This is a genomic window from Streptomyces sp. NPDC111656 (genome assembly GCF_055656965.1).
Window position 1 is genome coordinate 434295 of the sequence record NZ_JBVKCA010000002.1, and the last position, 22336, is coordinate 456630.

The 22336-nt window shown below is 72.2% G+C and carries 19 protein-coding genes; 9 read left to right on the plus strand and 10 right to left on the minus strand.

From position 1 onward, the window contains the following. Positions 1–104: 104 nt before the first annotated feature. The 3 genes from hutH to ACZ7M3_RS07525 all read right to left on the minus strand — a co-directional run bounded on the left by hutH (position 105) and on the right by ACZ7M3_RS07525 (position 3832). Complete coding sequence (gene hutH / locus ACZ7M3_RS07515) at positions 105–1643, minus strand: histidine ammonia-lyase (protein ID WP_472062172.1); 1539 nt, start codon at positions 1641–1643, stop codon at positions 105–107. A 99-nt stretch (positions 1644–1742) separates the two neighbouring features. Beyond that, entirely contained in the window at positions 1743–2924 is a 1182-nt protein-coding gene (locus tag ACZ7M3_RS07520) for a GGDEF domain-containing protein (protein WP_472061506.1), read from the minus strand. 101 nt (positions 2925–3025) lie between these two features. Further along, positions 3026–3832 carry an enoyl-CoA hydratase/isomerase family protein gene (locus ACZ7M3_RS07525; RefSeq protein WP_472061508.1) on the minus strand — a complete coding sequence of 269 codons (807 nt, stop codon included), beginning with the start codon at positions 3830–3832 and terminating at the stop codon, positions 3026–3028. A gap of 817 nt (positions 3833–4649) precedes the next feature. On the opposite strand from ACZ7M3_RS07525, the gene ACZ7M3_RS07530 reads away from it, so the two are divergent. Further along, entirely contained in the window at positions 4650–5162 is a 513-nt protein-coding gene (locus ACZ7M3_RS07530) for a hypothetical protein (RefSeq protein WP_472061510.1), read from the plus strand. A 47-nt stretch (positions 5163–5209) separates the two neighbouring features. Here ACZ7M3_RS07530 and ACZ7M3_RS07535 read toward each other — a convergent pair whose 3' ends face one another. Together ACZ7M3_RS07535 and ACZ7M3_RS07540 are read right to left on the minus strand one after the other, a co-directional pair. Continuing rightward, positions 5210–6292 carry an adenylate/guanylate cyclase domain-containing protein gene (locus ACZ7M3_RS07535; RefSeq protein ID WP_229889303.1) on the minus strand — a complete coding sequence of 361 codons (1083 nt, stop codon included), beginning with the start codon at positions 6290–6292 and terminating at the stop codon, positions 5210–5212. A 364-nt stretch (positions 6293–6656) separates the two neighbouring features. Beyond that, positions 6657–7523 carry a biotin--[acetyl-CoA-carboxylase] ligase gene (locus ACZ7M3_RS07540; RefSeq protein WP_472061512.1) on the minus strand — a complete coding sequence of 289 codons (867 nt, stop codon included), beginning with the start codon at positions 7521–7523 and terminating at the stop codon, positions 6657–6659. Positions 7524–7654: 131 nt separating this feature from the next. On the opposite strand from ACZ7M3_RS07540, the gene ACZ7M3_RS07545 reads away from it, so the two are divergent. Both ACZ7M3_RS07545 and ACZ7M3_RS07550 read left to right on the plus strand, forming a co-directional pair. Continuing rightward, entirely contained in the window at positions 7655–9247 is a 1593-nt protein-coding gene (locus ACZ7M3_RS07545) for an acyl-CoA carboxylase subunit beta (RefSeq protein ID WP_095852904.1), read from the plus strand. Positions 9248–9271: 24 nt separating this feature from the next. Further along, the gene (locus ACZ7M3_RS07550) at positions 9272–9478 is read left to right on the plus strand and encodes an acyl-CoA carboxylase subunit epsilon (protein ID WP_472061514.1); all 207 of its coding nucleotides are present in this window, start codon (positions 9272–9274) and stop codon (positions 9476–9478) included. On the opposite strand, the gene ACZ7M3_RS07555 is transcribed toward ACZ7M3_RS07550, so the two are convergent. Further along, positions 9475–10608 (minus strand): SGNH/GDSL hydrolase family protein, encoded by a 1134-nt coding sequence (locus tag ACZ7M3_RS07555; protein WP_472061516.1) that lies wholly within the window; start codon positions 10606–10608, stop codon positions 9475–9477. The genes ACZ7M3_RS07550 and ACZ7M3_RS07555 overlap by 4 nt on opposite strands. A gap of 164 nt (positions 10609–10772) precedes the next feature. On the opposite strand from ACZ7M3_RS07555, the gene mmpB reads away from it, so the two are divergent. Together mmpB and ACZ7M3_RS07565 are read left to right on the plus strand one after the other, a co-directional pair. Then, complete coding sequence (gene mmpB / locus ACZ7M3_RS07560) at positions 10773–10901, plus strand: morphogenic membrane protein MmpB (protein ID WP_472061518.1); 129 nt, start codon at positions 10773–10775, stop codon at positions 10899–10901. Between the two features lie 101 nt (positions 10902–11002). Then, on the plus strand, positions 11003–11623 hold the full coding sequence (locus ACZ7M3_RS07565; protein WP_261685739.1) for a Maf family protein: 621 nt from the start codon (positions 11003–11005) through the stop codon (positions 11621–11623). Here the strand turns inward: ACZ7M3_RS07565 and ACZ7M3_RS07570 are convergent, their stop codons facing one another. Beyond that, positions 11624–12145 carry a hypothetical protein gene (locus ACZ7M3_RS07570; protein WP_472061520.1) on the minus strand — a complete coding sequence of 174 codons (522 nt, stop codon included), beginning with the start codon at positions 12143–12145 and terminating at the stop codon, positions 11624–11626. A gap of 355 nt (positions 12146–12500) precedes the next feature. Here ACZ7M3_RS07570 and ACZ7M3_RS07575 point away from each other — a divergent pair, with 355 nt between their 5' ends. Then, positions 12501–14273 (plus strand): acetyl/propionyl/methylcrotonyl-CoA carboxylase subunit alpha, encoded by a 1773-nt coding sequence (locus tag ACZ7M3_RS07575; protein ID WP_472061522.1) that lies wholly within the window; start codon positions 12501–12503, stop codon positions 14271–14273. A gap of 548 nt (positions 14274–14821) precedes the next feature. Here ACZ7M3_RS07575 and ACZ7M3_RS07580 read toward each other — a convergent pair. The 3 genes from ACZ7M3_RS07580 to ACZ7M3_RS07590 form a co-directional block, all read right to left on the minus strand. Further along, positions 14822–15988, minus strand: a complete 1167-nt coding sequence (locus ACZ7M3_RS07580; protein ID WP_472062174.1) for an AI-2E family transporter — start codon at positions 15986–15988, stop codon at positions 14822–14824. A 240-nt stretch (positions 15989–16228) separates the two neighbouring features. Next, positions 16229–17191, minus strand: coding sequence for a DeoR/GlpR family DNA-binding transcription regulator (locus tag ACZ7M3_RS07585; RefSeq protein WP_095852910.1), 963 nt, complete (start codon positions 17189–17191; stop codon positions 16229–16231). A 167-nt stretch (positions 17192–17358) separates the two neighbouring features. Beyond that, the gene (locus ACZ7M3_RS07590; RefSeq protein WP_472062176.1) at positions 17359–18858 is read right to left on the minus strand and encodes an NAD(P)H-quinone dehydrogenase; all 1500 of its coding nucleotides are present in this window, start codon (positions 18856–18858) and stop codon (positions 17359–17361) included. A gap of 92 nt (positions 18859–18950) precedes the next feature. Here ACZ7M3_RS07590 and ACZ7M3_RS07595 point away from each other — a divergent pair, with 92 nt between their 5' ends. From ACZ7M3_RS07595 to ACZ7M3_RS07605, 3 genes are all read left to right on the plus strand, one after another. Next, positions 18951–19388 (plus strand): gamma-glutamylcyclotransferase family protein, encoded by a 438-nt coding sequence (locus ACZ7M3_RS07595; RefSeq protein WP_075028313.1) that lies wholly within the window; start codon positions 18951–18953, stop codon positions 19386–19388. Between the two features lie 163 nt (positions 19389–19551). Then, positions 19552–20376 (plus strand): purine-nucleoside phosphorylase, encoded by an 825-nt coding sequence (locus ACZ7M3_RS07600; protein ID WP_472061524.1) that lies wholly within the window; start codon positions 19552–19554, stop codon positions 20374–20376. Between the two features lie 239 nt (positions 20377–20615). Further along, the gene (locus ACZ7M3_RS07605) at positions 20616–22247 is read left to right on the plus strand and encodes a phospho-sugar mutase (RefSeq protein WP_452967559.1); all 1632 of its coding nucleotides are present in this window, start codon (positions 20616–20618) and stop codon (positions 22245–22247) included. The last annotated feature ends 89 nt before the right edge of the window (positions 22248–22336 follow it).

The window sequence follows — 22336 nt, forward strand, 5'->3', positions numbered from 1 at the left end:
CCGATCAGGCGCACAAAGTAAATGGGTACCAAAAACGTATCAATGAGACAGTAGCACACTTCGGGCCGCCCCTGTGACAGCGCGGCGGCCCGAAGGCGCTCCGGTCAGGCCAGCGGTCCGGTCACCGGCTCCACCGCCGCCACCACCCGGCCGCCGCGCACGAACGCGTCCGCGGCCTCCAGGTCCGGGGCGAGGAAGCGGTCGGGGCCGGGGCCCTGGACGCCGGCCGCGCGGACGGCCTCGATGACGGCCTGCGAGGCGGGGGCCGGGGTCAGGCCCTCGCGCAGTTCGATCGCGCGGGTGGCCGCGTACAGCTCGATCGCGACGATACGGGTGAGGTTGTCCACAGCGGTGCGCAGCTTGCGCGCGGCCGACCAGCCCATGGAGACGTGGTCCTCCTGCATGGCGGAGGAGGGGATGGAGTCCGCGGAGGCCGGTACGGCGAGGCGCTTCATCTCGCTCACCAGCGCCGCCTGGGTGTACTGGGCGATCATCAGGCCCGAGTCGACGCCCGCGTCGTCCGCGAGGAACGGCGGCAGACCGTGCGAGCGGTTCTTGTCGAGCAGCCGGTCGGTGCGGCGCTCGGCGATCGAGCCGAGGTCGGCGGCGGCGATGGCGAGGAAGTCGAGGACGTAGGCGACCGGGGCGCCGTGGAAGTTGCCGTTCGACTCGACGCGGCCGTCGGGCAGCACGACCGGGTTGTCCACGGCGGAGGCCAGCTCGCGCTCGGCGACCGTGCGGGCGTGGGCGAGGGTGTCGCGTCCGGCGCCCGCGACCTGGGGGGCGCAGCGCACGGAGTAGGCGTCCTGGACGCGCGGGGCGTCGCCCTGGTGGTGGCCGGTGAGCTCCGAGCCCTTCAGCACGGCCAGCATGTTGGCGGCGCTGGCGCTCTGTCCCGGGTGCGGGCGGATGGCGTGCAGCTCGGGGGCGAGTACCTTGTCCGTGCCGAGGAGGGCTTCGAGGGAGAGCGCGGCGGTGACGTCGGCCGACTTGTAGAGCGCCTCCAGGTCGGCGAGGGCCATGACCAGCATGCCGAGCATGCCGTCGGTGCCGTTGAGGAGGGCGAGGCCCTCCTTCTCGCGCAGTTCGACGGGGGTGATGCCGGCCTCGGCGAGCAGCTCGCCCGCGGGCCGTACGACACCGTCGGGGCCCTCGGCGTCGCCCTCGCCCATCAGGGTCAGCGCGCAGTGGGAGAGCGGGGCCAGGTCGCCGGAGCAGCCGAGCGAGCCGTACTCGTGGACGACCGGGGTGACGCCCGCGTTGAGGATGTCGGCCATGGTCTGGGCGACCTCGGGCCGCACACCGGTGTGCCCGGAGCAGACGGTCTTGAGCCGCAGGAACATCAGCGCGCGGACGACCTCGCGCTCCACGCGCGGGCCCATGCCGGCGGCGTGCGAGCGGACGATGTTGCGCTGCAGCTGGGCGCGCAGCTCCGGGCTGATGTGCCGGGTCGCGAGGGCGCCGAACCCGGTGGAGACGCCGTAGACCGGCTCCGGCTTGGCGGCCAGCGCGTCCACGATCTCGCGGGCCGCGGCGAGGGCCGCCACCGCCTCTTCGGAGAGCTCGATCCGGGCGCCGCCGCGCGCCACGGCGAGTACGTCGGACGCGGTCACTCCGGACGTCCCCACCACCACAGTGTGCATATCCATATTCAGGAGCGTACGCAGTGAATTCCGTGATGTCACTAGTGGGTGGGCGGTTGACCCCTTACTCCGACGTACGTCACACACGCCCGCGCGGACTCAGGGGCGAGGGTGCTCGTGGCGCCCACGGAAGCGGCGGCGTTCGCCCCGCGCCGGGGAGGGCGCGTCGGCGAGACGCACGACCGGGTCGTCGGGGCCCTCGCGCCCGGCGACGACGGGCTTCGCGGCCCGTACGGCCTTCGCGCGGTACTGGGCGGCGTCGGCCAGCCGGAAGAGCCGCCGCGCCGAACGCACCGGACCGATCGGGTCCGCGGTCGAGGCGACCCCGCACGCCACCCCTTCCCCCAGCTCCAACTCGGCGGCGCGGCGGCAGAGTTCGTCGGCGATACGGACGACCTCGTCGGCCGGCGGGCCGACCGCGAGCAGGCAGAACTCGTCACCGCCGAGGCGGGCGGCGAGAGTGCCCGGGAGCATCGCCCCGCACAGCGACAGCACCGATCCGAACCGCTCAAGGAGCCGGTCACCGACGGCGTGCCCCCGGGTGTCGTTGACGTTCTTGAGTCCGTTGAGGTCACAGACGACGAGACTGACCGCGGCCCCTTCCTGCCGGTGCAGCTCGATGGCCTCGTCCAGGCGTACGTCGACCGCGCGGCGGTTGGCGAGTCCGGTGAGGGCGTCCGTGAACGCGAGGCGCCGGGCCTCCTCCAGGCGCTCGGTCTGGGCGAGCCCGGCGGCGACGACGGAGGCCAGCACGGTCGCGAAGTCCGCGTCGGCCCGGTCGAAGACGGGTGCCGTGACCGGGCGGGCCACATACAGCTCGCCCCACGCCCGTCCGTGCAGCACGATCGGGGCGACCACGCAGCAGCCGCGGCGGCGCCGACGCAGGGCGGCGACCCTCCCCCGGCTGACGCCGGGAGGCGCCCCCAGGTGGCAGTAGCCGACGGGACCTGCCGCCGGCCCGTCGACGGTCTCCACCCAGGCGTTCGGGCCACCGCCCCCGGCCCAGCGCTCGTGCAGGAACTCGGTGATCTCCGGGAACTGGTGCACGGGGTAGGCCTCGCCGTCCGGGAACTCCTCCTCGTCCGGCGCGCGTTCGCCCACGTTCGCCAGGACCCGCAGCCGGCCGAGCTCGCGCTCCCACACGGAGAGCGCCGCGAAGCTCCCGGCGAGCGCGTGGCAGGCGCCGAGCGCCGCGGCCCGCCAGGACTCGCGCGGGGTGCGTGCAGCCGCCATCCCCTGCGCCAGCTCCACCACGGCCCTCAGCCGTCTGTCCTCACCCATCACTCCAGGCTAGGGATATTCACGATGATTCGGGACATTGGTGAGGCGAACAGGGGTCCGAGTGGCCCTACCGGCGGGAGGGTGCCGGGAAGCGTGGGGGGCTACTCCCCCGGCCACTGCGGCGGACGCTTCTCGTTGAACGCGGCGACTCCCTCCGCGCGGTCCCCCGAGAAGGCGACGGACCGCCAGGCCGCGTCCTCCACCTCCAGGCCCGCGCGCAGGTCGAGCCCGTGCCCGAGCCGCAGCGCGCGCTTGGCGGCGCGCAGACCGACGGGGGAGTTGGCGGCGATGCGGGCGGCGAGCGCGAGGGCTTCGCCGCGGTCCTGGCCCGCGTCCACGAGTTCGTCGACGAGGCCCAGCTCCCTCGCCTCGGCCGCCTCCAGCCGCCGCGCCGAGAAGATCAGCTCGGCCGCGCGGGCCGCCCCGACCCGCCGCGGCAGCAACTGCGTACCGCCGCCTCCGGGAATCACCCCGACCGACACCTCGGGCAGCCCGAGCACCGCCGTACGGTCGGCCACGATCAGGTCGCAGGACAGGGCGAGCTCGAACCCGCCGCCGAGCGCGAAGCCGTGTACGGCGGCGATCGTCGGCATCGGCAGCTCCAGGACGCCGGTGTACGCGGCCCGTGCGACGGGGCGCTGGCGGACCAGGTCGGCATCGCTGAAGGAGTTGCGCTCCTTCAGGTCGGCGCCGACACAGAAGGCGCGCTCGGCGGTGGAGGTCAGCACGACCACGCGCACGTCGCGCTCGCCGCCGAGCGCCTCGCAGGCGGCCGTGATGGAGCGGGCCATGTCCGTGGACACGGCGTTCATGGCCTTCGGCCGGTCGAGGGCGAGCTCCGCGACGTACCCGTGCCGCCGTACGACGACGAACTCCCCGAACCGCCGCTCGTCCCCTTGCTCCGCCATGACACCCTCCCGGTGAACGGTTAACGCGGGTTAACTCCCGATGCCTCCGATCATCGCAGCCACCCCCGCCCGGCGAAACCCGTTCCCTCCCCTCCCCTCGCCCCACGCTCCCCGTTCGAGTGACATCCCGCCCAACTCCCGCCCCACGCCCCCAAAACGCGCATAACCTGCGCACCGCCGGATGCTTCGGGGGGCGCGGGCACATCGGGGAGGGATGACCATGACGAACAGCACGACGACAGACATGACGAGGCCGTCGAGCACACCGACGGACACGGGGCCCTCCGGGGGTTCAGCGGCTACGTCGGCGAGGTCGTCGGCCGCCCCCTCGCGGCCCGGCGACCCGGCACCCCGCCGGGCGCCGCGTGTGCCGACCGCCAACCCGTTGATGGCACGGATGCCGGGCGGCCGCCCCGCGGCGGGGGGCGATGGCACGCGGGCGGGGCGCGGGGCAGCCACCGATCCGCTGAGCGGCCACGCCGCGGCGGGGTCCCCGGCACCCGGCCGCGCTCCGGCGGCGCGTAGGGCCCCGGCCGATCCGACGGCCGGTCGCCCGGCCGCCGAACGGGCGACGCCGGATCCCAGGCCGACCGTTGGCATGGCCTGGGCCCCGGCGGGGGCCGGTGGCGCGGCAACCCGCCCCGCACCCCGCCCCGTAGGGGCCGACCGCACGCCCGCCGGTCGCCCGGCTGCAGGCCCCGCACCCGCAGGTGGCGCCTCCGCGGGGCTCACGGAGGGCGAGGCGGTCGGTCCGCCCCCGGAGCGGGGCGGCCGGGGGCGGCACCGTAAACCGCGGCCCCGGCGTGCGCTGTTCGCCGTGGGTGGGCTCGCGCTGGCCGCGGGGGCGTTGAGTCTGGCGCGGATGGCACCGGAGTCGGTGGTCGGCGGCGGGAGCGGGAACACGGAGGCGGAGCCGAGGTCCGGGGTCGCCACGGACGAGGCGCTCGACGCCGCGCCGACCGCCTGGACCGTGCCCTCCGCGCATCCTGCGCCCCGGGGCCCGACCGGCGCGCAGGGCGGGGCGAGCGCGACCCCGACCTCGGGCGTGAGCCCGGCGCCCGCGGCACCGTCGACGGCCGCCTCACCCTCGGCGACGGCGACGATCCCGTCCGCCCGGGCGAGCGCCCCCGTGGGGAGCGTGCCGGACACGACCGGCATCCCGACCGCGCCCGTCGTCGTCCCGTCGCAGCCGCACACGCAGCGTCCGCCGGCCCCGAGTCCCACCACCCACGCCCCGGCCCCGGCGCCCACCCAGAACCCACCGGGTCTGTGCGTGCCGATCGTCGGCATCTGTGTGAACGATCTGGCGGGCCCCGCCGGAGGCCCTTGAGGGAAGCAGGGTCTCTTGAGGGAAACGTCTCTCGAGGGAAGCAGGGCCTACGGCTGGTCGCCGTTTCGGCGGGCCAGCAGCCACGGTTCGACCACGCCGAGGCCGCGGACGGGACGCTGCCACATCGGCTGGAGGGCGAAGCGGTAGACGGGCGGCTCCTCGCCCTCCTTCTCCGCGGCGGCCGCGGCCTCGGCGGCCTCCGCCTCGGAGGCGGGCGCGTCCGCGGTGCGGATCAGTTCCTCCGCGAAGGCGCCGTCCACCAGGACGGCATCCCGTGGCGCTATCGACGTGAGCCGCGAGGCGAGGTTCACCGTCGTACCGAAGACGTCGCCCATGCGAGTCGTCACGGTGCCGAAGGCGATGCCGACGCGCAGCTCCGGCATCGTCTCGTCGTTGGCCATCGTCTCGATGAGGCGCAGGGCGATCTCGGCGGCGATCCCGGCGTCGTCCGCGGCGTACAGCACCTCGTCACCGAGGGTCTTGATGAGGCGCCCCCCGTGCGCGGCCACCAGGTCGGCGGCGGTGGTCTCGAAGGCCTCGACGAGCTCGCCGAGTTCCTCCTCCTCCATCCGGCGCGTCAGCCGCGTGAAGCCGACCAGGTCCGCGAAGCCGACGGCGAGGCGGCGGTCGACCATCTCCTCGTCGTCGCCGGCCTGGACGACGCGGCCGGTCGCGGCGGCGAGCTGGCGCCGCCATACGTAGACGATGAACTCCTCCAGCTCGGGCAGGAGCAGCTCGATCAGGGGGTACGTGACCTCGGTGCGCGTCATGCCCGGCTCGGGGGGCTCGGTCAGGCCCTCCAGGAAGGAGTCGATCTGCCATTCGGCCAGGCGGGCCGTGGTCTGCCCGGTGGAGCGGGCGACCTGGACCGCCATCGCCTCGCTCAGCAGGCCCGCCTCGACGAGACCGGCGAGGCGCCGCAGCGCCAGTACGTCGGCCTCGGTCAGCGCCTTGGCCTGGCCGATGTCGGCGAAGCCCATGGCCCGCCAGAAACGCGAGGCCAGTTCCATGGAGACGCCTGCGCTGCGGGCGGCCTGGAAGGGCGTGTAGCGGCGCTCGGCGCCGAGGATGAGCGTTTCGAGACGCAGCGCGAGGGGGTCCTCGCCGGAGTCGACGGACTCCTCGTCCATCCGGTTCTGCGCGTCCAAGCGGCTCTGTCCGTCCATCCGCCCGGTCGTCTCACCGGTCGGCCCGGCGGTCTTCTCGCCGGCCATGTCACCGTTCGTGTCGACGCGTGCGGGCGCCGGGTCGGTGACCGGCCCGGCGGTACGCCCCGGCTCACCGTCGGGGGCGGGGTGCGCACCCGTGCCGGAGCCCGTGTCGTCGACGGTCACGCCTGCTGCCCTTCCGATCTGCCGTGGTCAGGTATCGACCGCGCTCAACTCTACGGCAGGTGTGCGCTGGCTCACTCCTGACTCGTACGCCCGGTCGGAGCTCGGCACCACGATCGGTTCCGGACCCCACCGCTGAGTACGGTCCACCGGCCTCCTCGGCTCACGCCGGCCGCAGATGAACGATGTCCCCGGCTCCCACCGGCTGCTGTACGCCCTCCTCCGTGGCCAGGACCAGACGCCCGTCCCCGTCGACCGCCACCGCTTCCCCGGTGATCGACGTGTCGCCGGGCAGTTCGGCACGCACCACCCTTCCGAGGGTCGCGCATCCCGCGGCATACGTCTCCTGGAGACCGGAGGCGGCGGGGTCGCCGGCCACGGCCCGCCACTTCCCGTACCACTGCTCCAGGGAGCGCAGGACGGCCCGCAGCACGGTGTCACGGTCCGTGGTCGTGGCGCCCGCGAGGGCGAGGGAGCCCGCGCCGGGCACGGGGAGTTCGTCCTCGCGCAGGGTGACGTTGATTCCGATGCCGACGACGACCGCGTCGTTCCCGGCGCGCTCGGCGAGGATGCCGCCCGTCTTGCGCTCCTCGCCGCCCACGGTGACCAGCAGGTCGTTGGGCCACTTGAGCGCCGTGTCGACCCCCGCCACCCGGGACAGGGCCGTGGCCACCGCGACCCCGGTGAGCAGCGGGAGCCAGCCCCAGCGCTCGACGGGAACCCCGGTGGGCCTCAGCAGCACGGAGAAGAAGAGGCCCGAGCGGGCCGGTGCGGTCCACTGGCGGTCCAGGCGGCCCCGCCCGGCGTTCTGCTCCTCGGCGACGAGGACGACGCCCTCGTCGGCCTTCTCGTCCGTGGCGAGGGCCACGAGGTCGGAGTTGGTGGACCCGGTGCGCGGCGTGACCCGGACATCACCCCAGAGCCCGCCCTCGCGCACCAGAGCCCGGCGCAGGGCGGTCCCGTTCAGCGGTGGACGGTCCAGGTCGGACCACGGGTTGTCGTTCGCGTCTGAAGCATCTCGCGGCGTCATGCAACCCACCCTAGGTGTGGTAAACGCCGCACTGCCGAACGGTATCGGCACCACTACCCTACGAGTCAGTAGCAACCCCCTGAGCACATCACCCTCATATTCCCACTGAGCAGGCAGGGAGCCGCACCCCGATGTCCGAGCCGGAAGAGCTGCACCACCCCGACATCCACACGACCGCGGGCAAACTCGCGGACCTGCGGCGCCGCGTCCAGGAAGCGACGCACGCCGGCTCGGCACGCGCTGTCGAAAAGCAGCACGCCAAGGGCAAGTTGACGGCCCGTGAGCGGATCGAGCTGCTGATCGACGAGGGCTCGTTCGTCGAGCTGGACGAGTTCGCGCAGCACCGCTCGACCGACTTCGGCATGGAGAACAACCGGCCCTACGGCGACGGTGTCGTCACCGGCTACGGCATGGTCGACGGCCGTCCCGTCGCCGTCTTCTCCCAGGACTTCACCGTCTTCGGCGGCGCCCTGGGCGAGGTCTTCGGCCAGAAGATCATGAAGGTGATGGACTTCGCGCTGAAGACCGGCTGTCCGGTCATCGGCATCAACGACTCCGGTGGCGCCCGCATCCAGGAGGGTGTCAGCGCGCTCGGCATGTACGGCGAGATCTTCCGCCGCAACACGCACGCCTCCGGTGTCATCCCGCAGATCTCGCTCGTCGTCGGCCCCTGCGCGGGCGGCGCGGTGTACTCCCCCGCGATCACCGACTTCACGATCATGGTCGACCAGACCTCGCACATGTTCATCACGGGGCCCGACGTCATCAAGACGGTGACGGGCGAGGACGTCGGCTTCGAGGAGCTCGGCGGCGCGCGCACCCACAACGCGGTGTCGGGTGTGGCCCACCACATGGCGGGCGACGAGAAGGACGCCATCGAGTACGTCAAGCAGCTGCTGTCGTACCTGCCGTCCAACAACCTCAGTGAGCCCCCGGTCTTCCCCGAGGAGGCGGACCTCGCGCTCACGGACGAGGACCGCGAGCTGGACGTGATCGTGCCGGACAGCGCGAACCAGCCGTACGACATGCACGCGGTGATCGAACACATCCTGGACGACGCCGAGTTCTTCGAGACCCAGGCGCTGTTCGCGCCGAACATCCTCACCGGCTTCGGACGGGTCGAGGGCCGCCCGGTGGGCATCGTCGCCAACCAGCCGATGCAGTTCGCCGGCTGCCTGGACATCGACGCGTCCGAGAAGGCGGCCCGCTTCGTGCGCACCTGCGACGCCTTCAACGTGCCCGTCATCACCTTCGTGGACGTCCCCGGCTTCCTGCCGGGCGTCGACCAGGAGCACACGGGCATCATCCGCCGCGGCGCCAAGCTGATCTACGCGTACGCCGAGGCGACCGTCCCGCTCATCACGGTCATCACCCGCAAGGCCTTCGGCGGCGCCTACGACGTCATGGGCTCAAAGCACCTGGGCGCGGACCTCAACCTCGCCTGGCCGACCGCCCAGATCGCGGTGATGGGCGCGCAGGGCGCGGTGAACATCCTGCACCGCCGCACCATCGCCACCGCCGAGGATCAGGACGCCACCCGGGCCCGCCTGATCCAGGAGTACGAGGACACCCTCCTCAACCCCTACACGGCGGCCGAACGCGGCTACATCGACGCGGTGATCATGCCCTCCGACACCCGCTCCCACGTCGTAAGGGGCCTGCGTCAGCTGCGTACGAAGCGGGAATCACTCCCTCCGAAGAAGCACGGCAACATCCCGCTCTAGAACCCCGGACCCTTGGGAGCAGACATGACGATAAAGGTCGTACGGGGCAATCCGACCCCGGAGGAGCTGGCCGCCGCTCTGGCGGTGGTCCGAGCGCGCGCCGCGGCGGCCACCACGCCACCCGGCGCGCCCGGCACCCGGGACTCCTGGTCGGACCCCTCCCGCATAGCCGTCCAGCACCTGCCCCAGCCGGGCCCCACGGCATGGACGCGCACGTACTGGCCCGCCTAGAAGCACCCCGCCACCTCCTCGGCCATCACCTCGTACCCGGCGTCATTGGGGTGCAGGTGATCGCCGGAGTCGTACACACCCCGTAGCCGATCCGGATCCCCCGGATCGGCCAACACCCCGTTGAGGTCCACCACCGCGTCCCACTCCCCCGCCCCGAGAATCCACCCGTTCACCTCACGGCTCACCTTCGCCGCCCGCTCCCCCCAGTGATCGGACCCCCCGAAGGGGAGCAGCGTCGCCCCGATCGCCCGCAGCCCCCGCCCACGAGCCTGTCGTATCAACTCCCGGTACCCGTCGATGAGTTCATCGGGCTCCACCACCGGTGCGGGCTTGTACGTCGGCTGTTCGTCCGTCTCGCTGAACCCGATGTCGTTGAGCCCCAGCAGCACGACGACCGCCTCGACCCCGGCCTGTTCGAGAACGTCCCGCCCGAACCGTCGGACGCCCTTCTCCCCGTACCAGGCGGAGTCGTTCAGCAGCAGGTTCCCGCCGATGCCGGCGCCCGGAACGGGCCGCCCCGTGCGCTCGGCGAGCGCGTCCGACCAGCGGCGGTTCGCGCCCGGCGTCGAGCCGAACCCGTCCACGATGGAGTCCCCGAAGAGCACGACACCGTCCGTACGGCCGCCCGCGTCGACCTCGACGGCCGACAGGAAGTACCAGGACTCGCTCGTCTCGCCGAATCCGTCGCCGTCGAGGTCGTCGAGGCGGTCCCCTTCGCCCCGGTGGCTCGTCGCGAAGGCCTGGGCGTGGAAGGTCGCGGGCCCGGTGACGGCGTCGAGGTGCAGGGTGACGGTCACGGAATCCAGGGCCTCCACCACGAGTTCGGCGGGGTCGCTGGCGACCTGTCCGCGCGCGGGGATCTCGACGCCCCCGGCCCCCTCGAAGGTGAGCCGCCGCAGTGAGCCGGGCTCGACACCGGCCCCCTCGCCCGCACGGGCCACGGTGGCCCCGGCGATCCGCAGCGGCGAGGTGCCGTACGCGTTCGACAGTCGTATACGAACCCGGCCGCCGCCCGCCCCGATGCGGACGACCTGGCGCAGGGTCTGGCGCCAGAAGCCCTCCTGGGACCAGTTGGGGGTGAAGCCCACGGCGGGGAGCTGGGGCGATGCGGTCCAGGCGGTGGTGAACACGGCAGCTGCCTCCCTAAAAGGGACCAGAGTTCCTTTAGTGAATGCCATGACCGTAGCAGGCGGACGCACGCTAAAGGAACCCTGGACCCGTTTAATCGGGTCGGACGCAAGTTGAGTACGCATACTCAGGCGGTCGGCGTCCTCGCCGCCGCACGATCGAAGGCATGCTGTGGTCCGACCCGGAGAACGAGCCGCCCAAGGAACTTCGCGACATGCAGGAGATGCTGCGACGGCTCGGCCTTCTCATGGCGTTGGCCATGTTGCTCACGATGATCGTTCTCGGAGTGCTGTGATCGGCGTGCCGTGATGGGCATGCTCTGATCGGCGCGAGGTGAGCGGCGCGAGGTGAGACAGGGCGACGGGGGCGACACGCCCACGCCGATACTCTGACCGCATGACTGATCAGCCGCGCCGCCGCCTCGTGCTCGCCTCGCAGTCCCCCGCCCGGCTCGGCCTGCTGCGCCAAGCCGGACTCGACCCCGAGGTCATCGTGAGCGGCGTCGACGAGGACGCCGTCTCCGCCCCGACCCCCGCCGAACTCGCGCTCGCCCTGGCCGAGGCCAAGGCCTCCGTCGTGGCCGCCCGGACCGAGGTCCAGGGCGCCCTGGTGATCGGCTGCGACTCGGTCCTCGACCTGGACGGCGAGGCACTGGGCAAGCCCAAGGACGCCGAGGAGGCCACCGCACGCTGGAAGGCGATGCGCGGCCGGGCCGGCACCCTCCAGACGGGGCACTGCGTCTACGACACGGCCGCCAAGCGCTACGCCTCGGGGACCGCGTCCACGGTGGTCCGCTTCGGCGACCCGACCGACGCCGAGATCGCCGCGTACGTCGCCTCGGGCGAGCCGCTCCACGTCGCCGGGGCCTTCACGCTCGACGGCCGCTCGGCCCCCTTCATCGAGGGCATCGACGGCGACCACGGCAACGTCATCGGCATCTCCCTGCCGCTGGTGCGCCGCCTGCTGGCCGAACTGGGCGTGGGCATCACGGAGTTGTGGACCCCACGGGAGAAGTGATCAGGACGCGCTCGGTGTCGGGGGCGCCGTGATGGGGGATCCCCCGGTACCGCCGTTCGCGTCCCCGTTCGCGCCCCCGTTGCCGTCCTCGCCGCCCGCGCCCTCGCCCGGCGCGGCGTCGGCGGGACCCGCGCCGCGGTCGAAGGCCAACAGAGTGAACACGATCAGCCCGAGCGCCACCATCATGAACACGAACGCGCCCCAGCCCACCAGACCCACCGTGAACGCGCCGAGCAGACCGTGCACCACGGCGGCGCTGATCAGCAGGATGCGGCCGAAGAGGCCCGGGGCGCGGTCGCGCACCGCGACGAGCAGCGCGGCGACGCCGCACAGCGCGAAGTAGAGGCCGAACACCAGCCCCCCGACCTTGGACGAGACGGACATCATGTCCGAGTCGAGACCCGCAAGAGACATGTCCTGGCGGTCGACGACCACGCCGAGGAACCAGTTCAGCAGCGCGATGCCGATCGCCTCCACGAAGAGCACGATCGCCGCCACCCACGCCACCGGTCTACGCACCACCGGTCCCCACCCACTTCCGAGTGCTGTTACCCCAAGTATGTTCGAGACCTCCCGAACGCTACTAACGGGTAAACGCCGGGACAAGGGTTCGGCCGCGGGCAAAGAATCGTTGGGCCATTCGTAGGGACTCCACAAAGAAACGCTGTGCGTCGCAGCACGGCCTCACAGAGACCTTGGCCACACAGGAGGGCTAGGGTTCAGCCAAGGATTCCTGCGTACCGCGGTGTGACAAGGGATCTCGCGGGTCGAGCGAGCCTCGAATCACGCTCCGTGTGGGCAAGCTCACCATTGGGGACGGGTCGAAAGGTCGTGTCGGCAGTCCCTAAACTCGGCTTGTTTCAAGGAGGGAGCCATCGTGCGCAAGGTGCTCATCGCCAACCGTGGCGAAATCGCTGTCCGCGTGGCCCGGGCGTGCCGGGATGCCGGGATCGCGAGCGTTGCTGTGTATGCGGAACCAGACAGGGACGCTTTGCATGTCCGGGCGGCGGACGAGGCGTTCGCTTTGGGCGGTGACACCCCCGCCACCAGCTACCTGGACATCGCCAAGGTCCTCCAGGCCGCCAAGGACTCCGGTGCGGACGCCATCCACCCGGGCTACGGCTTCCTGTCGGAGAACGCCGAGTTCGCCCAGGCGGTCCTGGACGCCGGCCTGACCTGGATCGGCCCGCCCCCGCAGGCCATCCGCGACCTCGGCGACAAGGTCGCCGCCCGCCACATCGCCCAGCGCGCCGGCGCCCCCCTCGTCGCGGGCACCCCCGACCCGGTGAACGGCGCCGACGAGGTCGTCACCTTCGCCAAGGAGCACGGGCTCCCGATCGCGATCAAGGCCGCCTTCGGCGGCGGCGGACGCGGCCTGAAGGTCGCCCGCACCCTCGAAGAGGTCCCCGAGCTCTACGACTCCGCCGTGCGCGAGGCGGTCGCCGCGTTCGGCCGCGGCGAGTGCTTCGTCGAGCGCTACCTCGACAAGCCCCGCCACGTCGAGACCCAGTGCCTGGCCGACACCCACGGCAATGTCGTCGTCGTCTCCACCCGTGACTGCTCCCTCCAGCGCCGCCACCAGAAACTGGTGGAAGAGGCCCCCGCGCCGTTCCTGTCGGACGCCCAGGTGGCGGAGCTGTACTCCTCCTCCAAGGCGATCCTCAAGGAAGCCGGTTACGTCGGCGCCGGCACCGTGGAGTTCCTCGTCGGCATGGACGGCACGATCTCCTTCCTCGAGGTCAACACCCGCCTCCAGGTCGAACACCCCGTCACCGAGGAAGTCGCCGGCATCGACCTCGTCCGCGAGATGTTCCGCATCGCCGACGGCGAGGAACTCGGCTACGGCGACCCCGCCCTGCGCGGCCACTCCTTCGAGTTCCGCATCAACGGCGAGGACCCGGGACGCAACTTCCTGCCCGCCCCCGGCACGGTGACGCTGTTCGCCCCGCCGTCCGGTCCGGGCGTGCGCCTGGACGCGGGCGTCGAGTCCGGCAGCGTGATCGGTCCGGCCTGGGACTCCCTGCTCGCCAAGCTGATCGTCACCGGCGCCACCCGCGAGCAGGCGCTCCAGCGTGCCGCCCGTGCGCTGGAGGAGTTCCAGGTCGAGGGCATGGCGACCGCCATCCCGTTCCACCGCGCGGTGGTCCAGGACCCGGCCTTCGCCCCCGAACTGACCGGCTCCGCCGACCCGTTCACGGTCCACACCCGCTGGATCGAGACCGAGTTCAACAACGAGATCCCCGCGTTCACGGCCCCCGCGGACATGGAGACCGACGAGGAGCCGGGCCGCGAGACGGTTGTCGTCGAGGTCGGCGGCAAGCGCCTCGAGGTCTCGCTGCCGTCCTCGCTGGGCATGTCCCTGGCCCGCACCGGCCTCGCCGCCGGCGCCAAGCCCAAGCGCCGCGCGGCCAAGAAGTCCGGCCCGGTCGCCTCCGGTGACACGCTCGCCTCGCCCATGCAGGGCACGATCGTCAAGGTCGCGGTCGAGGAGGGCCAGGAGGTCAAGGAGGGCGACCTCGTCGTCGTCCTGGAGGCCATGAAGATGGAACAGCCCCTCAACGCCCACCGCTCCGGCACCATCAAGGGCCTGAGCGCGGAGGTCGGCGCGTCCATCACGTCCGGCGCCGCGATCTGTGAGATCAAGGACTGACAACACGGTCGTACGACACCCGAAGCGCCCGCCGAACCGAGCAATCGATCCGCCGGGCGCTTCGCCGTTCCCCGACAACCCCCGAACCGCTTTCCCCGGCCCCCACCCCACAGCCCGCCCCTCCGGGCCACGGGCCACGGGCTTGGGGGCCGGGTGACGGGCCGGGGCCGGGGGCCGGAGGCCCGGGGCCGGGGGCCGGGGCCGGAGGCCGGGGGCCGGAGGCCCGGGGGCGAGGCCGGGGCCGGAGGCCGGGGGCGAGGCCGGGGCCGGAGGCCAGGGCCGGGAGCCGGAGGCCAGGGCCGGGAGCCGGAGGCCAGGGCCGGGAGCCGGAGAAGTCGTCGCCTCAGCGGCGAGCGGCCGGGGAGGTCCGGCCCGGGGCGGACCGCATCTCACGAATCGCGACGACCCGCAGACCGTCCCCCCGGCGACGACCCACAGACCGCCTCACCCACCAGCAGGCCGCAGACCCTCCTCCGGGCCACAGCCCGCAGACCATCCCCCCGGGCCCAGGCCGCCCCAGGCCGCCCCAGGCCGGGGAATTCGTCAGCTCAGCCGGGTGAGCGGCCGGGGTGGGGCGGGGCGGGGTGGGTTCGGATCTCGGTGATTACGGACCAGGCGACCGACACCATCGGGACGGCGACGACCGCGCCGATCACACCGGCGAGGATGCCGCCCGAGATGACGGACAGGGCCACGACCACCGGGTGCAGCCGGACCGCCCAGCTCAGCACGAGCGGGTGCAGGACATGGCCCTCGATCTGGCCGACGACCACGATCATGGCGAGCACCACGAGCGCGATGATCGGCCCCCGTGAGGCCAGCGCGACGACCGTGGCCACGGCCAGCGCGATGGGCGAGCCCACCAGCGGGATGAACGCGGCGAAGAACTCCAGCAGGGTCAACGGCAGGGCCAGCGGCACGCGCAGCGCGAACAGGGCGATCCCGACCAGTACGGCGTTGGTGGCGGCCACGATGATGATGCCGCGGGTGTACCCGGCGAACGTCCGCCACGCGGCCCGCCCCCCGCGGCCCCAGGGATCCCGGGCACTCTCGGGCAGCAGGCCCTGGAACCAGTGCCAGAACCTGTCCCCGGAGTGGATGAAGAACAGCGAGCAGAACAGCGCGAGCACCCCTCCGGTCAGCACCTCCACCGCCCGCCCGACACCGCTGAGGGCGCTGCTGATCAGCGTGGAACGGTGCTCCGAGAGGTACGTCCTCACCTTGCCCTGAAAGTTCGACAGCACGGTGTGGCGGACGCGGAAGGGAGGCCCCTCCAGCCACCGCTGGATCCGCCCGATGCCCCCGGCGAACTGCTGCCCCAACTGGTCCCACTCGCCCGCGACCAGGCCGCCGACCAGCGCCAGCAGCCCGAGCATCAGCACCAGACTGCCCACCACACTCACCACGACGGCCAGCGACCGGGGCATGTGCCGCGCCAGCAGATCGGCCAGGGGACGCAGCACCGAGGTCACCACCAGCGCGAGGAACAACGCCACGGCGACCAGTTGCAACCGGCCCAGGATCTTGAAGGCCGCGTACACGGCCACCCCGAGCACCAGCAGCCGCCATGCGTACGCCGCGGCCACCCGCAGCCCCTGGTTCACCGGCACGTCGTCGCGCTCCGCGGCACGCCGGACCGCCGGCCCCGCCGTACGGAGCCGTGCCACCGCCTTCACTCCGCGGGCGGACCGGCTCCCCAGGACGACGTACCGCATCCGTCGCCGGTGCGAACGGCGCGATCCGTCGTTCACCTGTGCGTCACCGCCTCCCGTCGCCGTGTCAGGGACAGGTTGCGGGTGGACGAGGAGCCGTCGCAAGCCGGGACGCATGCGGACAAACCGCACCCGTACGCCGTGAGCTGCGGCGCTTCCCCGTAGCGCGACCGGGGGACGGTCGAGTGGAGGGTGCCCGGCGTACGCCATACGGCCCAGGGCGGTGCACGCCGGTCGAGTCGGTCAGCGGCGGCGCAAATCCGCCACTCGCGCCCGCTCCCCCGGGGACTGCTCGCCCAGGACGGTAGCGCTGCGCAACTGCGGTCCCGCACCCGGCACCTGGCCGCGGCGCGGACCGGGGAGAGGCATGTCCCGACGTGGCTGGCGCCCCGCCGGGACCGCGTCCCCTCCCGTGCCGCCGCCGGACTGCCCGGCCACCGCGATCTGTACGCCCTGATCCGCCAGGGCCTGCAGTTCGGTGACCGCGCGGTCGTCGTGCGCGGGCGGCTCGTCCGTGACCAGGCGGGTGATCAGATCGGTCGGCACCGTCTGGAACATGGTGTCGGTGCCGAGCTTGGTGTGGTCGGCGAGGACGACGACCTCCGCGGCGGCCTGCACCAGCGCGCGGTCGACGGACGCCGACAGCATGTTGGAGGTGGACAGCCCGCGCTCGGCGGTGAGCCCACTGCCGGAGAGGAAGGCCCGCGAGACCCGCAGTCCCTGGAGGGACTGCTCGGCGCCGCTGCCGACCAGGGCGTAGTTGGAACCGCGCAGGGTGCCGCCGGTCATCACGACCTCGACGCGGTTGGCATGGGCCAGCGCCTGCGCCACCAGCAGGGAGTTGGTGACGACGGTCAGCCCGGGCACCCGCGCGAGCCGGCGCGCCAGCTCCTGGGTGGTGGTGCCCGCGCCCACCACGATGGCCTCGCCCTCTTCGACGAGACCCGCGGCGAGATCGGCGATGGCCGTCTTCTCGGCGGTCGCGAGATGCGATTTCTGCGGAAAGCCGGACTCCCGCGTGAACCCGCCCGGCAATACCGCACCGCCATGCCGGCGGTCGAGGAGTCCTTCTGCCTCCAGTGCGCGCACGTCCCGCCGTACGGTCACTTCGGAGGTCTGGACGACGCGGGCGAGCTCACGGAGCGACACGGCCCCGTTCGCTCGCACCATTTCGAGGATCAATTGGCGACGTTCTGCAGCGAACACGAAACTGACAGTAACCCCAACGACCGTCTGCTTTCAGCAGTTTGCGCCGAATAACAGAAGTTGTTCGCATGGCAGTAGGTGAAGTGGTATACGCGCCTACTCGCGCCGCCTATGCCGTACGAATGGTCGACAACTCCCCGTGACCAGCGGGAAGTCGGGGTGGGACGTCAGCCTTCGTCGCCCGCCTTGCGGGTGTGCAACTGCCGGGCGACCTCGGCGATCGAGCCCGAAAGGGAGGGGTACACGGTGAACGCGTTCGCGATCTGTTCGACCGTCAGATTGTTGTCGACCGCGATCGAGATGGGATGGATCAGTTCCGAGGCGCGCGGCGCGACGACCACGCCGCCGACGATGATCCCGGTGCCGGGGCGGCAGAAGATCTTGACGAAGCCGTCCCGGATGCCCTGCATCTTGGCGCGCGGGTTGCGCAGCAGGGGCAGCTTGACGACCCGGGCGTCGATCTTGCCCGCGTCCACGTCGGCCTGCGAATAGCCGACGGTGGCGATCTCGGGGTCGGTGAAGACGTTGGACGAGACGGTCTTCAGGTTCAGCGGAGCGACCGCGTCGCCCAGGAAGTGGTACATCGCGATACGTCCCTGCATCGCCGCGACGGAGGCGAGGGCGAAGACGCCCGTCACGTCACCGGCGGCGTACACGCCCGGGGCGGTGGTCCTGGAGACCTTGTCGGTCCAGATGTGTCCGGAGTCCCTGACCCTGACACCGGCCTCCTCCAGACCCATGCCGCTGCTGTTCGGGATGGCGCCGACGGCCATCAGACAGTGCGAGCCGCTGATGACCCGGCCGTCGGAGAGCGTGACCTCGACCCGGTCGCCGACCCGCTTGGCGGACTCGGCACGGGAGCGGGCCATGACGTTCATGCCACGGCGCCGGAACACGTCCTCCAGCACGGCGGCGGCGTCCGGGTCCTCGCCCGGCAGCACGCGGTCGCGGCTGGAGACGAGCGTGACGCGCGACCCGAGCGCCTGGTAGGCACCGGCGAACTCGGCACCGGTGACACCGGAACCGACGACGATGAGCTCCTCGGGGAGTTCGTCGAGGTCGTAGACCTGCGTCCAGTTCAGAATCCGCTCGCCGTCCGGCTGCGCGTCGGGCAGCTCACGCGGATGCCCGCCGGTGGCGATGAGCACGGCGTCGGCGACGAGCGTCTCCTCGGTCCCGTCCGCGGCCCGTACGACGACCTTGCGCGAGCCGTCCAGGGACTGCATGCCCTCCAGTCGCCCACGCCCGCGCAGCACCCGCGCGCCGGCCCGCGTCACGGAGGCCGTGATGTCGTGCGACTGCGCGAGCGCGAGCCGCTTCACACGCCGGTTGACCTTCCCGAGGTCGACGCCGACGACCCGGGCCGCCTGCTCCTCGGGAGGGGTGTCGTCGGCGACGATGATCCCCAGCTCCTCGTACGACGAGTCGAAGGTGGTCATCACCTCGGCCGTCGCGATAAGAGTCTTCGACGGCACGCAGTCGGTGAGCACCGACGCCCCGCCCAGACCGTCGCAGTCGACGACGGTCACCTCCGCGCCGAGCTGGGCGGCAACCAGCGCCGCCTCATATCCGCCGGGTCCGCCACCGATGATCACGATCCGAGTCACGTACTCCATTGTCCCGCACGCTTCAAGATGCTTCCGCCCGGGGGCCGCGGCCGCCCGTATCCGAGCCCCTTCCGTTATGCGCTCATCCGTTATGCGCTTATGCGTTCTGTTACGCAAGAGGCTCCTGTGTTCCCTGCCGTACCCTCGACCTCATGTCGCTCTACGCCGCGTACGCCGGCAATCTCGACCCGCGGCTCATGACGCGCCGCGCCCCGCACTCGCCGCTGCGCGCCACGGGCTGGCTGAACGGCTGGCGGCTGACGTTCGGAGGCGAGCACATGGGCTGGGAAGGCGCGCTGGCGACCCTCGTCGAGGCCCCCCGCTCGCAGGTCTTCGTGGCGCTGTACGACATCGCCCCCCTGGACGAGGACTCCATGGACCGCTGGGAGGGCGTGGGCCTCGACATATATCGCCGGATGCGCGTACGGGTGCACACGCTGGAGGGCGAGGAACCCGCGTGGGTGTACGTACTGAACGGATACGAGGGTGGACTCCCCTCCGCGCGCTACCTCGGTGAGATCGCCGACGCGGCGGAGTCGGCGGGCGCGCCCCACGACTACGTGATGGAACTGCGCAAGCGTCCCTGCTGAGGGGCCCTTCCGCGCCCCGGGCGACCCTGCCGCCGACGCCCCTCGTGGGAAACACCGGCCCGCCCCGCTCCCACCCCTTCGTTGGAAACGACAAGACAACGATCGCAAGACCGTGACCTCTGTCATCTACGCGCGTAGGCCCGGACCGGCTACCCTCATGCGCGTGAACGCATCTCTTCTTCCGGACGACATCCAGGGCGACCCCCACGCCGCCGCTGACGCCGCAGCCACCCGCCTGCGGGAGCTCACGGGCGCCGAGACCCACGACGTCGCGCTCGTGATGGGCTCCGGCTGGGCTCCGGCCGTGGACGCCCTCGGCACCCCCGAGGCCGAGTTCCAGGTCACCGAGCTGCCCGGGTTCCCCCCGCCGGCGGTCGAGGGGCACGGCGGCAAGATCCGCTCGTACAAGGTCGGTGACAAGCGGACCCTGGTCTTCCTCGGCCGCACCCACTACTACGAGGGCCGCGGGGTCGCCGCCGTCGCGCACGGCGTGCGTACCGCCGTCGCCGCGGGCTGCAAGACCATCGTGCTCACCAACGGCTGCGGTGGTCTGCGCGCGGACATGCGCCCCGGCCAGCCGGTGCTGATCAGCGACCACATCAACCTGACGGCGACGTCCCCGATCGTCGGGGCGAACTTCGTCGACCTCACCGACCTGTACTCGCCGCGGCTGCGCGCCCTCTGCAAGGAGGTCGACCCCACCCTGGAGGAGGGCGTCTACGCGCAGTTCACCGGGCCGCACTACGAGACGCCGGCCGAGATCCGGATGGCCCGTGTCCTCGGCGCGGACCTCGTCGGCATGTCGACGGTCCTCGAAGCGATCGCCGCGCGTGAGGCCGGTGCGGAGGTTCTCGGCATCTCCCTCGTCACCAACCTCGCCGCCGGTATGACGGGCGAGCCTCTCAACCACGAAGAGGTCCTCCAGGCGGGCCGCGACTCCGCGACCCGCATGGGCGCCCTCCTCACCCAGGTCCTGGACCGCCTGTAGAGCTTCATCGCCCCCGCCGCCCCTACCCGTCCCATCCTCAACCTGGGGGCTCCGCCCCCAGACCCCCATCGGCCTGAAGGGCCTCGTCCTCAAACGCCGGACGGGCTGAAGATGCGCGCAGCGCCCCTTCAGGGGCGCGGGGAACTGCGCGAACGGCCCCCACGGGCCCGCAGCCGACACACCCACCCCCTGGCCGGGTACACAGCAAGGGCAGCACAACACAGAGAGGTTCACCCGACGTGCAGGACGAACTCATCGCACGGGCCGAGGCGTGGCTCGCCGAGGACCCCGACCCGGACACCCGCGAAGAGCTCGCCGAGCTCCTCGCCGCCAAGGACGTCCCCGAGCTCACCGCACGCTTCAGCGGCACCCTCCAGTTCGGCACCGCGGGCCTGCGGGGCGAACTCGGCGCGGGCCCGATGCGCATGAACCGCGCGGTGGTCATCCGTGCCGCCGCCGGCCTGGCCGCGTACCTCAGGAAGCAGGGCGAGACGGACGGCCTCGTCGTCATCGGCTACGACGCCCGCCACAAGTCCGCCGACTTCGCCCGCGACACCGCCGCGGTGATGACGGGCGCGGGCCTGCGCGCCGCCGTCCTCCCCCGCCCCCTGCCCACGCCCGTCCTGGCCTACGCCATACGGCATCTCGGCGCCGCGGCCGGCGTGGAGGTCACCGCCAGCCACAACCCGCCCCGCGACAACGGCTACAAGGTCTACCTGGGCGACGGTTCGCAGATCGTCCCCCCGGCGGACGCCGAGATCGCCGCCGAGATCGCCGCCGTCGGCAGCCTCGCCGACGTCCCTCGCCCGGACTCCGGCTGGGAGACCCTCGACGAGGGCGTCCTGAATGCCTACCTGGCCCGTACGGACGCCGTCCTCGCCCAGGACTCCCCCCGCACCGCCCGCACCGTCTACACGGCGATGCACGGTGTCGGCAAGGACGTCCTGCTCGCCGCCTTCGCCCGGGCCGGTTTCCCGGAGCCCGTGCTCGTCGCCGAGCAGGCGGAACCGGACCCCGACTTTCCCACCGTCGCCTTCCCCAACCCGGAAGAGCCCGGCGCGATGGACCTGGCCTTCGCGAAGGCCCGCGAGACCGGCCCCGACCTGATCATCGCCAACGACCCGGACGCGGACCGTTGCGCGGTGGCCGTCAGGGACGGTGCCGACTGGCGCATGCTGCGCGGCGACGAGGTCGGCACGCTGCTCGCCCAGCACCTGGTGAACCGCGGCGCGCGCGGCACCTTCGCGGAGTCGATCGTCTCCTCCTCCCTCCTCGGCCGGATCGCCGAGAAGGCGGGCCTCCCCTACGAGGAGACCCTCACCGGCTTCAAGTGGATCGCCCGGGTGGAGGGCCTGCGCTACGGCTACGAGGAGGCGCTCGGTTACTGCGTCGACCCGGACGGCGTACGTGACAAGGACGGCATCACCGCGGCCCTGCTCATCACGGAACTCGCCTCCGAGCTGAAGGAAGCGGGCCGCACCCTCCTCGATCTCCTCGACGACATCGCCGTGGCGCACGGTCTGCACGCCACCGACCAGCTCTCGGTCCGCGTGGAGGACCTGTCGGTCATCGCGAACGCGATGGGCCGGCTGCGCGAGCAGCCCCCGACGGAGCTGGCGGGCCTGCCCATCACCAGGTCCGAGGACCTGACGAAGGGCACGGACACGCTTCCGCCGACCGACGGGCTGCGCTACACGCTGGACGGCGCCCGCGTCATCGTCCGCCCCAGCGGCACCGAGCCGAAGCTGAAGTGCTACCTGGAGGTCGTGGTCCCGGTCGGCTCGCACACCGAGCTGCCCACGGCCCACGCGAAGGCCGCCGAGCTGCTCGCGGGGATCAAGCGGGACCTGTCGGCGGCGGCCGGCATCTGATCCCGCGTCTCGGATCCCGCGTCTCGGATCCCGCGTCTCGGATCCCGCGCCTTCGCGAGGGCCCAAGTCCAGGACTCAGCCACGTACGG

Bases quoted from the DNA above. Each gene is read 5' to 3' on its own strand.
- ACZ7M3_RS07520 (WP_472061506.1), bottom strand. From the start codon at position 2,924: ATGGGTGAGGACAGACGGCTGAGGGCCGTGGTGGAGCTGGCGCAGGGG.
- ACZ7M3_RS07540 (WP_472061512.1), bottom strand. From the start codon at position 7,523: ATGACGCCGCGAGATGCTTCAGACGCGAACGACAACCCGTGGTCCGAC.
- ACZ7M3_RS07525 (WP_472061508.1), bottom strand. From the start codon at position 3,832: ATGGCGGAGCAAGGGGACGAGCGGCGGTTCGGGGAGTTCGTCGTCGTA.
- ACZ7M3_RS07595 (WP_075028313.1), top strand. From the start codon at position 18,951: ATGTCGCTCTACGCCGCGTACGCCGGCAATCTCGACCCGCGGCTCATG.
- hutH (WP_472062172.1), bottom strand. From the start codon at position 1,643: ATGCACACTGTGGTGGTGGGGACGTCCGGAGTGACCGCGTCCGACGTA.
- ACZ7M3_RS07535 (WP_229889303.1), bottom strand. From the start codon at position 6,292: ATGGACGAGGAGTCCGTCGACTCCGGCGAGGACCCCCTCGCGCTGCGT.
- ACZ7M3_RS07565 (WP_261685739.1), top strand. From the start codon at position 11,003: ATGACTGATCAGCCGCGCCGCCGCCTCGTGCTCGCCTCGCAGTCCCCC.
- ACZ7M3_RS07580 (WP_472062174.1), bottom strand. From the start codon at position 15,988: ATGCGGTACGTCGTCCTGGGGAGCCGGTCCGCCCGCGGAGTGAAGGCG.
- mmpB (WP_472061518.1), top strand. From the start codon at position 10,773: ATGCTGTGGTCCGACCCGGAGAACGAGCCGCCCAAGGAACTTCGCGAC.
- ACZ7M3_RS07550 (WP_472061514.1), top strand. From the start codon at position 9,272: ATGACGATAAAGGTCGTACGGGGCAATCCGACCCCGGAGGAGCTGGCC.
- ACZ7M3_RS07545 (WP_095852904.1), top strand. From the start codon at position 7,655: ATGTCCGAGCCGGAAGAGCTGCACCACCCCGACATCCACACGACCGCG.